Source organism: Alphaproteobacteria bacterium 33-17, from assembly GCA_001897445.1.
Lineage (GTDB): Bacteria > Pseudomonadota > Alphaproteobacteria > Rickettsiales > 33-17 > 33-17.
In genome coordinates this window covers 89078-104657 of sequence record MKSX01000017.1, presented here as the reverse complement: position 1 = coordinate 104657, position 15580 = coordinate 89078, and the positions used below count along the sequence as shown (strand labels likewise).

Here is a 15580-nt window from a genome sequence, read left to right as displayed (position 1 = left end):
CCTTTTTTACATATCAGCTGTTGCATTAGATTCTAGAATTTAGGCTTGACAAAAAGTTAATTATTTGTTAATATGTTGCCATAAAATTAATTATATAGGTTTTTTATGGCAATTAGCTTTACTTACAATGATAAAATATTATCTGATCATCTTCCACAAGTTATGGATACACCAGATTTTGGCAAAATAATGACCTGGAATGTACTGATGCAATGCAATTTTTTTGAAGATTCACAAACAGGGGTTAAATTTTTTAATAACGGTTTTAAAGTTCTTGAATCAGATGAAGAATATTATGCAAGAGTAGATTTACTCACTGACGTATTGCAAAATGTTGTTTCTAGCGACAATATAAATGTAATATGCCTACAAGAATTTCCAAAAATGACATGGGATCGTGAAAGTGCTGATTATTTTATTAATTCAATTAATTCTAAATTGTCATATGTAAATGACACACATTATTCAGTGTATTATAGTAATAATTCGGATGAAATTACTATTTATAATAGCGACACTCTGAAAATTGAAGACAGCAAATTTGTTGAAAATGAATTAAATAATATTCTAGAAAGAAATTCTAACAGATTTAATGTGAGTATGTTTAAAAATTTGGATGGTAAAAGTTTAGCTCTTACAAACCTTCATCTTAAGGGATTTAACCCCACAGATTTAGCAGAAGAGTGGATTAGCGTAAATGAAACAACAAAGATTATTAATAAGTTAGAAGATCTTGATACAGATCATTATGTAATAACAGGTGATTTTAATTATAATATTGATAAATATAAAGATTATTTCCAGAAAGAGGCTAATAATTTTGATATTGCAACTCAAGTTGAATTAGAGACTACATTAACTGCATATCATGGTAATGATGACAGCGCATGGCTTAATACATGCGACGGTTTTATATATTGCTAAATAATATTAAAGAAACAAGAAATAGGGCAATATATGGGATATAATTTAAAATATAACGATCAAATAGTGTCGGATCATCTTCCACAAGTTATGGATACTAATGGCTTTGGAAAAGTGATGACCTGGAATGTACTGATGCAGTGCAAATTTATCGATAACAAAAAGACCGGGGTTAATTTTTATAATAATGGTTTTAAAATTGTTGAGTCTGAAGAAGAGTATTTTGCAAGAATAGATTTGCTTACTGATGTTTTGCAAAAAAATGTATCTAACCAAAATATAGATATAGTATGCCTTCAGGAATTTCCTAAAATGTCTTATGAAAGTAAGAGTGCAGATTATTTTATAGAGTCAATCAACGCTAAATTATCATACCTAGATGATAAGCATTATTCTGTATATTATAGCAATAACTCAGATGAAGTCACAATATATAACAGTGATAAGTTTAAGTTAAAATCTCAGGAAAGTAAAATCGTAGAAGAAGATTTAAATAAAGAATTAGAAAAAAATGCTCATAGATTTAATGTAAGTGTATTGGAAGATGAGGAAGGTCATAGTCTAGCGATTGCAAACGTCCATTTAAAAGGCTTTAATTTTGGGAATACAAAGGAAGAGCTAAAAAGCGTAAATGAGACTACAAAAATATTGCATAAGCTTGAGGAACTTCATACAGATCACTATTTGGTAACTGGTGATTTTAATTATAAAATACATAAGTATGATAGTTATTTTCATGATGAGTTACACTGTAACGAAGTAATATCTGATGCATGCTTTAATCCTACATTAGATTTTCCATGGGAAAATAATACAAGTTCTTGCCATAACACAATCGATGGATTTTTATATTGCTAAATAATATTAAAATCATATAGTAGGCTGCAAGGCAATATTTTTAGGTATTTTAAAAATGAGAAAAGCCATTAGTATAAAAGACATAGCTCAGCTGCTATGTTTAAATATAGATTCCAAAACTTTAAAAGGTATTGGCTGGAAATTAGCCGCTTGTTTCTTTTTTGCAAGTATTAACGGCGTAGTAAAGTATATTTCTTCACCAGGGCATACTCATTTAGTACCTTCTTCAGTAATTACATTCTGGCAGAGTTTATTTGGCACCATGTTTATGGTGCTTTTTGTGTGGCGTACAGGGTTTAGTCAATTAAAAATCATACATAAAGGTCTTGATTTTATTAGAATTACGACTGCAGTTCTTGGTATTATTCTATGGTATGCGGCATTATCCAGGCTGCCTATTGCTGAGGCTTCATCACTAAACTTTACGGGTCCAATTTTTACGGTAATAGGCGCAAAACTTTACTTAAATGAAAGATTTTCAATAAGTAAGCTACTAGGTATTTTTATAGGAATGCTTGGCGTATTTATTATTATGAGACCAGACATTGGGCTGCGTAGCGATGATGCAGTTTTTAACTGGGCGCTGATCCTTCCACTGCTTTCTGCTATATCAATTGCAACTACCAAGTTAATATCCAGAAAAATGGGAACTCTGGGCGACTCTCCAGAAGCTATGACATTGAGTTTATTAGTGTATATGACGCCTTTTGCTTTAGTATTCGCATATTTTGAATGGGCATGGCCTGATTTATCTATGTATCCGTGGTTAGTGTTATTAGGCTTTCTATCATTTGGGGCGCATTACTCAACAACAAAAGCATATCAACTTGCAGAAGTTGGCACTTTGACGCCCGTAGGATTTGCTAAACTTGTGTTTACTGTAATGATAGGCTTTATAGTATTTGGAGAAATTCCATCATCTATGACAGTATGGGTAGGTCTTGCAGTAATAGTGATAAGTGCAGTACTTATTGGTTATGATAATAAGAAGTCTAGTAAATAAGATTTATTTTTTTATTCCTGGGTTTTCTTGCTGAATATTATTCATTAAGCCGCTATTTCCATTTCCGCCAGTTGTTACGCCTGATAAATCAACTTTATCATTGCCTAAAGCTGTTTGCATTTGGGCGTCATTTATGATTGCTTTAATTCTAGGATGTTCCCTAACTTCTGAAATGTCCCTGCCTGTGACTAAATCTAAAAGTTCAGTCTTACCTTGCTTAATTTCAGTCATAATAGCATCATTTAGCTTTCCGGCTGCATTTATAAGCCAGGGTTTTTGAGTTAGATCAATTTTAACATCCCCAAGTTTTTGCGGTATATCATAATTTTCGGCGCCAGATAATCCTTTAATACTATTCATCTTAAGAGTTGCAAAAGCTGAAAATTCAGATGGAATTGCTTTGGCGTCGTGAACACCTGATAAAGCACCTGCTTTTCCTGGTTCTGAGTTTTCTATACCAAACTGTAGGAGTCCCTCTCTTTTATAATTAGGTGGAATAAAACCAATAAGAGCATGTCCATTTTCACCATTGTAATCAATGGGTTTGCCAGCAGCATTAGTGTTTCCTTTGCCGCCAATAGCCATATTAATGCCGTATTCTTCATATTTATGGTGTTTTTTAAATATATTTTTTTTACCCAGTTTTGCTACTTTTGAAACAGCTCTTGGAATAAGAGTTGCAAGTTTATAGAAAAACCTGGTTGCGCCCTTAAAGTTCTTAGCTTTTTGCCTAATAATGTCATCAAGATTACTAACCGCTTTACTAACGCCTTTAGTTTTCTTTTCAGCAAATTCAGTACCGTTTTCAGTCTTTTTAACAGATGCGCTATGAGTTGAGGAAATTCTTTGAAATCCTATTTGATTACGAACCAAATCTTTGCTGCTATAATTTAGGGATAACATCTTACTTTTCGAGCCACCTAAATAGAACTCTAAGGTATCATTATGATGATATGTACCTGATGTTTTGGGGAGGCGCATATTTATTCGGCTTGCACCCCCACCATGTGCTAAATAATTGCTAGCCTGCATAAGTTTTTTTGAGCCTTTTTGATCAAGACCAAGAGCAACAGTTGAGAGCATTTTAACAAGCATTTCAGATCTTTTATTAGTAGGATCTGCTACAATTGTATCGCGCATTTTGTCAGCTATATACTTAGATCTTTCGGCAAAAGTTTGCTTACTAAGCTGATCTTTTATTTGTGATTTAATGCTCTCAATATTTTGTGGCAACTATGCAATGCTCCTGATCATGTAAGGCAGTATTCCGCCATGTAAGTAATATTCAACTTCAGTTTTGGTATCTATTCTACATGTAACTAAAGTTTCAAGCTTACTGCCGTCTTTGCGAGTAATTATAAGCCTTAAGTCCATTTTTGGAGAAATACCCTTTTCTAAACCCAGAATGTCTATGGTTTCATCACCCTTTAGATTTAAGCTTTTTCTTGTCTCACCATTTTTAAACACTAGCGGTAAAATTCCCATGCCTACTAAGTTAGATCTGTGAATTCTTTCAAAGCTTTCAGAAACTACAGCTTTAACGCCAAGTAATAGAGTACCTTTAGCAGCCCAGTCACGTGAAGATCCTGTTCCATATTCTTTGCCAGCAAATATGACAGTAGGCGTATTACTTGCCTGATATTTCATTGCTGCGTCATAGATGCTTTCATGTTCGCTGCTATCAATATGCTTAGTGTATCCGCCTTCAACACCAGAAATCATTTCGTTTTTAATACGAATATTAGCAAATGTGCCGCGCATCATAACTTCATGGTTACCACGTCTTGCTCCATATGAGTTGAAATCCTTTGGATCAACGCCGTTTGTAACTAAATACTTAGCTGCAGGACTTGATTTAGAGATGTTACCTGCTGGTGAAATATGGTCTGTAGTAATGCTATCACCAAGAATTGCAAGTACTCTAGCTGATTTTATATCGCCTTTTAATGTAGGCTGTTTTGTCATTCCTACAAAATAAGGAGGGTTTTGAATGTATGTGCTATCTTTGCTCCAGCTATAGTTTAGACCTTCTGTCACAGCAATTTTTTGCCATAAAGCATCACCCTTAAATACATCGGCATATTTAGATCTGAACATTTCAGGTGTAATTACACTATTGATAATATCCTGAATTTCCTGATTTGTAGGCCAAATATCTTTAAGATATACAAAATTACCATTTTTATCCTGAGCAATAGGATCTTTTGTAAGGTCAATATTGGTAGTTCCTGCTAACGCATAAGCAACAACAAGAGGAGGAGATGCTAGGTAGTTAGCTTTTACTAATGGATGTACTCTTCCTTCAAAATTACGGTTGCCAGAAAGAACTGAGGCTGCGACTATATCATTCGCAGCGATTGAATCTTCTATGTCCTTCTTGAGAGGTCCTGAGTTTCCAATACAAGTTGTGCAGCCATAACCAACAAGGTTAAAACCTATAGCATCTAAATCTTTAGTAAGGTTACTTTTATCGAGGTATTCTGTTACAACTTTTGAACCTGGTGCTAAAGAGGTCTTAACCCATGGTTTTGGCATAAGTCCAAGTTTATGTGCATTTCTGGCAACTAAACCAGCTGCTATCATAACACTTGGATTTGATGTGTTTGTACAGCTTGTGATTGCTGCAATGACAACGTCAGTGTTTGCAAGTTTAAAGTCATGGTTTTTAACTTCAAAAGTTCTGTCTGTTGAAGTTGATTTATTTTTTGATAGTTCTGGAAGAGCTGTTAGCATTGAATCTTTTACTTTAGATAAAGTAACTCTATCCTGAGGTCTTTTAGGTCCAGCAAGGCTTGGCTCTACTTTAGAAATATCGAGTTCAAGTGTATCGGTAAATACCATGGTATCACCACTATCACGCCACATTTTTTGCTTTTTAGAGTATTCACTTGCTAATTCTATAACTTCTTTTTCCCTTCCTGAAAGCTCTAAATATTTAATAGTTTCAACGTCAACTGGGAAGAATCCACATGTTGCGCCATATTCGGGAGCCATGTTAGCGATTGTTGCTCTGTCAGCTAAGCTTAATTTATCAAGACCTGAGCCATAAAACTCTACGAATTTATTTACAACGCCTTTTTTACGTAACATTTCAGTTGCAGTTAGTACTAAATCTGTGGCAGTTGTACCTTCAGGTAAACTTCCTGTTAGCTTAAAGCCAATAACTTCAGGAAGTAACATAGAAATTGGTTGACCAAGCATTGCAGCTTCCGCTTCAATACCGCCAACGCCCCAACCAAGTACAGCAAGACCATTAATCATGGTCGTATGACTGTCTGTTCCTACTACCGTATCAGGATATGCAGTTGTTTTGCCATTTTCATCTTTTGTCCAGACAACTTTTGCAAGGTACTCAAGATTTACCTGATGGCAAATACCAGTTCCAGGAGGTACTGCTCTAAAATTAGCTAAAGCTTTTTGACCCCACTTAAGGAATTTGTATCTTTCATCATTTTGTTTGTATTCTTCATCTACGTTTTCTGTGAATGAAGCATTGGTACCATATTTTAATACCTGAACAGAGTGGTCAATAACAAGGTCTACTGGGGCTAATGGATTGATTTTGTTTGGGTCGCCTCCTAAATTCTTGACCGCATCACGCATTGCAGCAAGGTCTACAACTGCTGGTACACCTGTAAAGTCTTGCATAAGTACCCTTGCAGGAGAAAATGCAATTTCTTTATCAGATTTTGGATTTTTTATCCATTCTTTGATAGCAAGAAAATCTTCATCTGTAACGTTTTTGCCGTCATAGTTGCGCGCAAGATTCTCAACTAAAACCTTCATGCTGTAAGGGAGTTTAGTTAAGTCAATATCATATTCCTTAGCAACTTTTTCTAAGCTATAAATAGTATACGCTTTGCCACCTACTACAATTTCATCTGAAAACTTGTTCATGCTATAAATCCCGCTAAATTTTTAAGGTAATAATATACATTTTACCAGTATTGGGGGCATTCGCAACACTTTTGTTAGCAAGTTGTATATAAATTAATATTTTTAGTTGAGTTTTATATGGATCTGAGGTTTTTATCTCCTATTATATCTAAAAATTCTTTTTGAATTTTATCCACATCAGGTGATTCGGTAATTTTAAACCTACTAAGTGTACTATTGTCTAAAGCAGTGAAAAATTTGATTATATCCTCTGTTAAAACATAATTAAAGTACCTATGATTAATATCATATCCCTGATTTTTAGTGACTATGATCTTTGTATCTTCAAACATTGGATTAACTATCGTTTTTATATAATCAGGAACATCCAAAGCAAGAGGATTAATGTAATATGCCTTTTTATTAAAAATAACAAGTGCAGTATAAAACTCAGCACTATTATAGTTTTTGTTGCAATCATTTTTTATAATAAATAGATATCTGCCGTTATTATCATAATTTTTATTTATTTGACCAATAGCGTCAGAAAGCCCTTTTTTGTCGGAGCAAAAAGAACATGTAATGTTATTAAAATGCTCTGTAAGAATTTTCTTAATTTCATTATTATTAATCCGTTTATAATTATTCGCCATATTCTGCGCTACGTCTCTTGCTCTGTCTTCTTGCCATCTAAACGTTGAAGATCCTCCTAAAGTTGATCTTCTGAGTGTTGAGGTAGGGGTGATATTATTTTGTCTTGCTGTATATAAAAGCCAAGCTTCTTCAGGGGAAGTGGCATTTTCCATAATATATCTATCTTGCTCTTTTTGTTTTTTAGACTCAAGGAATCTCGTTTTTTCTTTTATAGACTTTTTTGCGCCTTCAGAACGAGCTTGTTGACCAAAACTTACCGTAATAATATTCCCTATTGTACCTAATAATCCACTAATAGGATTGGCTACATTTTTAACAATTTCAGGTACCATTGACATCGGTGCAATTATTGCAGCTCCTGCGGTAATGACAGCGCCAGGAATACCAAGACCCATAGATAGTTTTGAAGTAATCTTGCCTTGTATCTTTTGCCTCAATGCAGTTTCTGTTGAATTAATTTCTTCAGAAACTTCTGTTAGTTCGCTGGATAATTCCCTGAGTTTTACTTTTGCATCTTCGACAATTTCTTTATTACTTTTAAGTTGCTCTTGCGTTTTAGGGGTGCCGTCTTGATTGTCGGGATTATCAAAATAACTAATCCGATTTTTCCACTGCTGCATAGTATTTAATAACATTTCTTTGTTATCTTCTAGGTATTCAATGTCACGTTCCAAAGCATCATCACCATAGCCACAGCAGGATGATATTTTCTTCCAAAAAGATTTCTTTTTTGTGGGTTTATTGTTAACTACACTATCTGAGCTAAAAGCTGAATCTCCCATTGTTTTTAGAAGTTTTTTCTTTTGTTCAAAATCTTTATCATTTTCTTGGTCATCTGCTGGAATAAAATTACGAGTTATTTTTGAACCCAGACGTTTAATTTTTTTCTTTTCTTTAGATATAGTTATAATGGTTTCTTCAGATGTAGGAGGGTTGTCATTAGCTGAAGAAGGCTCTTTATTTGTTTCAACTTGTAACTTTTCTTTTTTCGTTGTATCTTCTTTCATATCAGTAGGCTGGTAAACTAGGGTTACTTCTCCAGAGGCGCGTAATGGGTCAAACGGTTTCTTTTCGGGAGTGGACGCAAGCTTATCTGTAGACATAGCAAACCTCTGTTTATGATATGTTAATTTATATACTTATTATTAAAGATTAGAGCATAAAAAATGAAGCGCGTCATTATAAATTTTTTAACCATTTGTACTTTTTTTATATTAACATCTTGCTCTAATAGCGATCTTAGTAAAATTGCTCCTGTATATTCTTCTGGAAAACAAGATAGTCATAAAGTATTTTTTATTCCTGAGCCTGAAATGAATCAAAATATAATATCATACCTTAAAAATAAGGATGATATTACAATAGTCGGAAAGGTAGAAGAAATAGCTACAAACACGAAATATGTTATTGGTCCTGTTAAATATAATGATACGGTAAATGCTTCTAAATTATTACCTAAAACTAAGTTCTTTTCATTATCAAATAATATTGATATAGCAGGCAAAAACATTTACTTGCTAGGTGTCCATCCGCACGATCAAATAAATGCTCTTTTAAAATATCATAGTGTTACGGGTATGAAAAACCTGTATGTTATAGCTCCGCGTTCAAAGCTTAACAGTGATATTATCAGCTATATTAATCAGTCTGTGAGTAAATATAATATGACTGTTGCTAAGATTGAACAGTATACTGAATCTTCATTAGATTATTCAGTTAAATCTGTTGCTGCTAATCTCTCTACGGCAACGCAGATTGATGGTATTTTGATACTTGGTCATGCTAATAACCTAAGAGATGTTTTTGATAAATTTATTGAGAAGAAAATTAATATAGATAATTTTAGAGTTTTAGGGCTTAACCAATATGACGATTTAAGTGAGTCCGATAAAGAAATTATGAAAAATGTTTATTTTGCAGGATCTTATGATTACGAAAATATCAATAATAAATTTTTGCTATATTATTTAGACGGTCTTGCAATAATAGATCAAATTAAACAGGGAAAGAAAGCTAATAGTGAATTTATTGTTTATAGTGGTACAGGTAAATTCTCAAAACATGTATTTAAACGTGCTTTGAGAGTATTTACACTAGGTACTAAATAACTATAAATTAGTACCGTTCATAATTTGCCTGTTTCTTATTTCATCTACATAGGTTCTCAGACTACTTAACATATTATCTTTAGAAACCTTCAAAATTTCATGAGGGGGCATGTTTAATATATAAAACGGATCGGTCAAATTATTCTTCTTATATTTTTCGGGTATAAAACGACTATCAATTGTTGATCTGATAAATGGTTTGTTTTTGAGTATTTTATCAAGAGGATTAACATAAGTTGATGGCTGTAATCCTGCTGCTGTTTCACTACTTGTAATAGATAAAATTCTGTTTTGTAAATTAATTAGATCGGTTCTAAATTCTTGCGGTGGTGTTCCATTAGGCTGATATAACATTCTTACAAATGTGTAAACGAGTTTATTTATATTTCTAACTGATATTTTTTTGGTAGATTCACTGGCAATGAGATTTCTCATGTAAGCGAAAATTTCAACTTTGCATGAATGGTTTATGTATGACATTGAGTATTTTTCTAAAAAAGATCGTATTGATCGTGCCAATTCTTTCTGATCTGCTCTTGCAATACATTCAAGCTTATTTGCTTCAGCAATGCTGCTATTATTGCTTTCGCCAAAAAATAGTAAAGCTTTAGGCAGTGCAAAATATGTGCCTTCGTCAGCCTTAAGTATGTATTCCTCAGCAATTTGTGATTGAAGGTTAGGAGTGGCTTTAACTAGCTCAATATAATCAATAATTCTTATTAAATGCTGGTCATTAAACTCTCTGTATAGAATGATATTATTATCAGCCAAAGTTTTTATAAGTTTCTGGTTAGTATTGAATTGCTCCTGATTTAATACAATAGTTTTTCCGGTCATAGAAGTAGATAACAAGCCTGTAAATTTAGCTTCTATATTTTTGAGTAATTTTATGTTGTTAAATAATCTGCGTATTAATAATAAGTTCGGTCTATTGCAGTTTAAATGAACCTCTATAGTTCTGAGTTCTTCATCCACTTTAATTATGCTTAATATTCCTTCGTTTTCTAATCTGTGAAACATTGCGATATTAAAGTCAAATTCTCTAAGGTAGAATATTGTTTTAGGATTAAATACCTTATCCATTTGCTCATAATATTTTGTAGGTGAATCAAAAAATGAAGTTAAAAAAGACGCCTTAAGTTTATTAAAATGTTCTGTGTACTTAAGCCATTCATCATGGAGTACTTTCACATTCTCTGGTGTAAATTTATACTGAACTTTAGAGCTAAATGTTATCTTCTCCGTAATTCCTTTTACTTCAATATTATTTAAAAACGTTTGTATAAAACTCGGTATTTGATTTATGTTTGCAGACAAACAGAACAACTGGTCGGTTGCTTGATTAAATACACTAAAATTAGACATTGTTTTATCAAGGTGAGTTGCCTGAATATTTAATAGGTTATGCATGTTATTGAACAATGTAGTAGTTTGATTAAAGTTATTAATATAGTTTGCGATATCTTCTAAGCTACGTAAAAACCTAATAGTAATAAAATCAATATCAACCTGACCATATGTAGTTCCCATATACCCTGGTCTTTTGCCTGTATATGTTACTGTAAGTATTTTTAAATTATCCTGAAAATATTTCAGTATTTCTTTTCCTTTTGCCGATATACTTACGATTTTAATTTCAGCAACATTATTTGCAGTGTCATAAGTTGTATTCTCATCAGTGCCATTTTTATACACTTTAATTTGAGCAAGTAATGCTAATTTATCTAATACTACTTTAGTGAAATTCACAATATTTGTACTAATCATATCGGATTCAGTAAAAAGATAATCAGTAACAGGATCAAGGGAAAAAGGCATGTCTATTTCTAATTCAGATTCTGTATTGTTATGTGTTTTGGTAACAATGGCTTTGATAAAGTCTTTAGCATTTTTCAGCTGACTTGGGATCTTTGAATCATTAATTATATTAATTCCATCAATGCAGTCGTTCTCACCCTGTATGAAAGTAATAATTTGGTGTTTCTGCAAAAACCTAAGCACTGAGAATGCTGGATTTTGTAATGATAATGGAGATGAAAATAGCAGTTGATTACTTTCAAACTCTTTTATAGTTAATTCTTTGAAGTTGTCTAAAAAACAGACTAGTGAATTGATTTTCATGTTAGCCTCTTATATAAAAATGAATGTGGTTTGATAAACAAAGGCTTATTAAATTATAAACCTTTTAACTGGTTACGTGTATACAATTCTTGTTCAGGTAGAATTTAACATTACGTAACAATAGGTTGTTAAGTAAGGGAGAGTTTATATAGTATTTCTATTTTCAGTTGTCAATAGACTCAAGTAAACTTTTTTTAGAAATTTTAAATTTTGACTCTATCCATTTGATTTCTAAAGCTTTTTTTGTTTTGCTAATTTCGCTTCCTTTAAGTCCATATGATATAAGATCATGATTTGTAACAGGTAACGTGGTGCTAGTATGCTGATATTGCAGGGTTAATGATGTGTCACCTTTAATCATTGCAGTAGCATAAGCAAATTCAAAGCCATTATAATATAATGCAAATTCTATGGGTTGATCAGAAAATTTGTGAAAATCAGAAATAGTTGTTTTTTCAATTTTTGAAAATGGAAAATCTTTTAATAAAGAGTCATTTTGATGAAAAAGTATATAATATACATAGCATCGGTGTAGTGTAGGGCTTTCAAGTTTTTCTTTTGAAAGCTTTGGTATTTCTATAGTTTTGAAGTAGTCTAAGGAATCTAATATTTTATACTCATATAAAATACTTATTGTTTCATAAAACTTTGGTGAAGCTATAATTTTATCAAGTTCGTTTTTAATGCGTTCAGGGGAGATTATATTTAAATATTTTGAAGTTTCCCTGCAAATATCTAAGGTCTGTTTTTCAATAGGCTCACTTCCATAGATAGCCCAAAACCTGAATAGTCTTAGTATACGTAAATAATCTTCCTCAATTCTTGCTTGGGGATTTCCTATAAACTTTACAAAGCGGTTATTACAGTCAGTGATACCGTTATGATAGTCATAAATATTGCCACTAAAATCGAGATACATAGCATTGATAGTAAAGTCACGTCTAGAACTATCTTCTTCCCATGAAGTCGTATAAGCGGTTGTTGCATGCCTGCCATCACATTCGATATCAATACGTAATGTTGTTATTTCAAAAGGAATTTTGTCAATTATAACTGTAACGGTTCCATGGGCAAGTCCTGTTGGCTTACAGGGTATATTGTTGCTTTTGCAATATTCAATAACTTCTTCAGGCTTGTAAATTGTTGCTATATCGTAATCAGAAACTTTAAGCCCCATAATTAAGTTGCGAACAACACCACCTACAAAGCGAAAGTTTTCTAAATTTTTGAATAATTTAGAAAATTTAAGAATCTCTGGTGTTTGCAAAAACTCACTAATTGAGCTTGATATTTTTGAGTTTATCATAAAGTTTATCAGGAGCCTTATTTCCAATTATACCAAAAGCAATATTTGAATTATTAAATGTTTTTTTAGCTATTTCTTCAATATCTTTTATAGTAATGCTTTCTATTTCTTTTGCAATCTCATCAAAGCTAGGAATATATTTATTTTTAATAAACTGACTCAGGAAATAATTAGCGCGAGTAGATACGCTATCAAGAGATGTCATAAAAAATACGCTAAAATGAGTTTTAATTTTATTAAGTTCGTATTCAGTAATACTTTGCATACTGTTTATAACGCTAATAATCTCATCAATCGATTCCTGAAGTTTATCTTTGGATGTTGAACTTGAGATACTAAGCATCCCTGAAGAAAGAAAGCTGCTAATATAAGCACCAATACTGTAGCATAATCCTTTTTGCTCACGCACCTGCATGAACAGACGAGATGACATGCTACTGCCAAGTATCATGCTCATAATGCTTGCTTTATAATAGTCTTTATCAAACAAATTCACTGATGGGAATGAGATAATAAAATGATATTGCTCAAGCTCTCTTTGCAAAGCCATATTGCCTGATTTAAATTGAGATACAGGGGCAGTCTTTAGCGGCTTATTCGGAAGTATTAGGTTTGCATTTAAAAAATCTACAAGTTTTTCTTTATCTATATTGCCAGAAATAGCGATAACAATATTTTGAGATGTATAGTACTCAGATTTATAATGAATTAAGTCTGCTTGGCTTATGCTTGATACTGTTTCTAAAGTGCCAAGTATATTATGCCCAATAGGCTCATTAGCGTAACAAACATCGATAAAGTTATCATTTAAGAATTCTTCTGGATCATCAATGCACTCATAAATTTCCTGAATAATAACATTGCGTTCCTTTTCAACTTCCTCTAAAGCAAATGTGCTGTTTGAGAGCATATCGCACAAAATTTCTAAGCCTTCAAATACGTATTTATTTACAATGTTAAGGGTGTACGTTGTTGTTTCCTTTCCTGTAAAAGCATTGATATCTGCAGCAAGTAAATCAAGTTCTTCCATGATTTGTTTTGATGTGCGTTTTTGAGTGCCTTTAAACATCATATGCTCGATAAAATGAGCAATACCATAATGCTCAGGCTTTTCATTTTGACTACCAAAGTTAAACTGCATTCTAACAGCAGAGCTAAAGAAGCTATCAGTTTTATCAAAAAGAAGAGTGATGCCGTTAGTTAGTTTAATGATTTCAGGTTTTATTGTCATATTGTTACAAAATGTAATGAATTATTAGTTGCGAACTTATTTCTTATATGAAAGAAATATCACGAATTCGTATGAATTGGTATTAAATAATAGGGGGAGTTATGAATATTAATGAACTAAAGAAAGTTATAGATGAAAATAAAGTTGAGTTTGTAAACCTAAGATTTTCAGGTATTGATTCTAAGTTTCATCATTTTTCTTTTAGTAGCGATTACTTTTTAGAAGCATGTAGTCATGGTATAGGATTTGATGGTTCTTCAATACCAGGTTGGAAAGACATCAGTAAGTCAGATATGATAATGCTTCCTGATTTAGAATCATGCTTTTTAGACCCTTTTGCGCATCATAAAACGCTAAATATCATATGCGACATTAAAGAGCCTAATAGTATAGCCCTGTATGATAATGACCCAAGAGCAATTGCAAAAAGAGCAGAGGCTGCCATCAAAGAGTTTGAGATTGCAGATACCGCATATTTTGGACCGGAACCAGAATTTTTCATATTTGAAGATGTGAAATTTAAAGCAAGCCCGTATTCTTCAAGTTTTAGCGTAGATAGCTATGAGCTACCTATCAATTCAGATAAATCCTACCCAGAAAATAATAATGCCTATAGGTCTTTACCAAAAGGTGGATATTTGCTTAGCAATCCAAATGATGTTTTTTATCAAATGCGTAGTGAAATGGCTGTAACCTTGAGAGAGATTGGAATAGAGGCTCATTTACATCACCATGAGGTTTCTCCATCGCAATCAGAAATTGGTTTTAAATTCAGTACATTAGTAAACTGTGCTGATAATGTTCAGAAGTTTAAATATGTTGTGCATAATATAGCAGCGTCTTATGGCAAGTCTGTAACATTCATGCCTAAGCCTGTATTCGGTGAAAATGGTTCGGGTATGCACGTACATGTGTCGCTTTGGAATAAAGGAAAAAACCTGTTTGCAGGGTCAAATTATGCAAAACTCTCTGATGATGCCTTATACTTCATTGGTGGGGTGATTAAGCATGGTAAGGCGCTTAACGCATTTTGTAACCCAACAACAAATAGCTATAAAAGATTAGTTCCTGGCTACGAAGCTCCTGTAAATCTTGTTTACTCTGCCTGTAACCGTTCTGCATCAATCCGCATTCCTTATGCAAGCTCAAACAATAGCGTACGTGTCGAGTTTAGATTCCCAGACCCTACAGCAAATCCATACTTATGTTTTGCGGCAATTTTAATGGCAGGTATTGACGGTATTAAAAACAAAATTAGCCCAAATGAGCCAGTAAATGAGAATCTCTATAAAATGAGTGAAGCAAGGCTTAAAAAGATACCTAAACTTGCTTCATCTTTAGAGGATGCATTGATAAATCTAGATAAAGACAGAAGCTTTTTACTAGAAGGCGGAGTCTTTACAAATGGTTTTATAAATGATTATATTGCTCTAAAAATGGAAGAATATAAAAAGGTTATGAACTATCCAACTCCTATAGAATACGCACTATATTATTAA

Annotated in this window: 11 protein-coding genes; 5 read left to right on the top strand and 6 right to left on the bottom strand. The window is 32.8% G+C overall.

Going from position 1 to position 15580, the window contains the following annotated elements; genetic code table 11:
- Positions 1 to 105: 105 nt before the first annotated feature.
- Genes BGO27_08525 through BGO27_08515 form a run of 3 tightly spaced genes read left to right on the top strand, consistent with a single transcriptional unit; the run spans position 106 to position 2785 of the window.
- Complete coding sequence (locus tag BGO27_08525; protein OJV13924.1) at positions 106 to 924, top strand: hypothetical protein; 819 nt, start codon at positions 106 to 108, stop codon at positions 922 to 924.
- A 33-nt stretch (positions 925 to 957) separates the two neighbouring features.
- Positions 958 to 1782 carry a hypothetical protein gene (locus BGO27_08520; protein OJV13923.1) on the top strand — a complete coding sequence of 275 codons (825 nt, stop codon included), beginning with the start codon at positions 958 to 960 and terminating at the stop codon, positions 1780 to 1782.
- A gap of 55 nt (positions 1783 to 1837) precedes the next feature.
- Positions 1838 to 2785 (top strand): hypothetical protein, encoded by a 948-nt coding sequence (locus BGO27_08515; protein OJV13922.1) that lies wholly within the window; start codon positions 1838 to 1840, stop codon positions 2783 to 2785.
- Between the two features lie 3 nt (positions 2786 to 2788).
- Here BGO27_08515 and BGO27_08510 read toward each other — a convergent pair whose 3' ends face one another.
- The 3 genes from BGO27_08510 to BGO27_08500 all read right to left on the bottom strand — a co-directional run bounded on the left by BGO27_08510 (position 2789) and on the right by BGO27_08500 (position 8418).
- A complete protein-coding gene (locus BGO27_08510) occupies positions 2789 to 4018 on the bottom strand; it encodes a hypothetical protein (GenBank protein ID OJV13921.1) in 1230 nt (409 codons plus the stop codon).
- Positions 4019 to 6682, bottom strand: a complete 2664-nt coding sequence (locus BGO27_08505; GenBank protein ID OJV13920.1) for an aconitate hydratase 1 — start codon at positions 6680 to 6682, stop codon at positions 4019 to 4021.
- A 113-nt stretch (positions 6683 to 6795) separates the two neighbouring features.
- Entirely contained in the window at positions 6796 to 8418 is a 1623-nt protein-coding gene (locus BGO27_08500) for a hypothetical protein (protein OJV13919.1), read from the bottom strand.
- Between the two features lie 63 nt (positions 8419 to 8481).
- Between BGO27_08500 and BGO27_08495 the strand changes: the two genes are divergently transcribed.
- The gene (locus tag BGO27_08495) at positions 8482 to 9423 is read left to right on the top strand and encodes a hypothetical protein (protein ID OJV13918.1); all 942 of its coding nucleotides are present in this window, start codon (positions 8482 to 8484) and stop codon (positions 9421 to 9423) included.
- On the opposite strand, the gene BGO27_08490 is transcribed toward BGO27_08495, so the two are convergent.
- The 3 genes from BGO27_08490 to BGO27_08480 all read right to left on the bottom strand — a co-directional run bounded on the left by BGO27_08490 (position 9424) and on the right by BGO27_08480 (position 14081).
- The gene (locus tag BGO27_08490) at positions 9424 to 11544 is read right to left on the bottom strand and encodes a hypothetical protein (protein ID OJV13917.1); all 2121 of its coding nucleotides are present in this window, start codon (positions 11542 to 11544) and stop codon (positions 9424 to 9426) included.
- A 163-nt stretch (positions 11545 to 11707) separates the two neighbouring features.
- Positions 11708 to 12850: a hypothetical protein gene (locus tag BGO27_08485; protein ID OJV13916.1), complete on the bottom strand. Its 1143-nt coding sequence runs from the start codon at positions 12848 to 12850 to the stop codon at positions 11708 to 11710.
- The gene (locus BGO27_08480) at positions 12819 to 14081 is read right to left on the bottom strand and encodes a hypothetical protein (protein ID OJV13915.1); all 1263 of its coding nucleotides are present in this window, start codon (positions 14079 to 14081) and stop codon (positions 12819 to 12821) included. Before BGO27_08480 ends, BGO27_08485 begins: the two co-directional genes overlap by 32 nt.
- A 101-nt stretch (positions 14082 to 14182) precedes the next feature.
- Here BGO27_08480 and BGO27_08475 point away from each other — a divergent pair, with 101 nt between their 5' ends.
- The gene (locus BGO27_08475) at positions 14183 to 15580 is read left to right on the top strand and encodes a type I glutamate--ammonia ligase (GenBank protein ID OJV13914.1); all 1398 of its coding nucleotides are present in this window, start codon (positions 14183 to 14185) and stop codon (positions 15578 to 15580) included.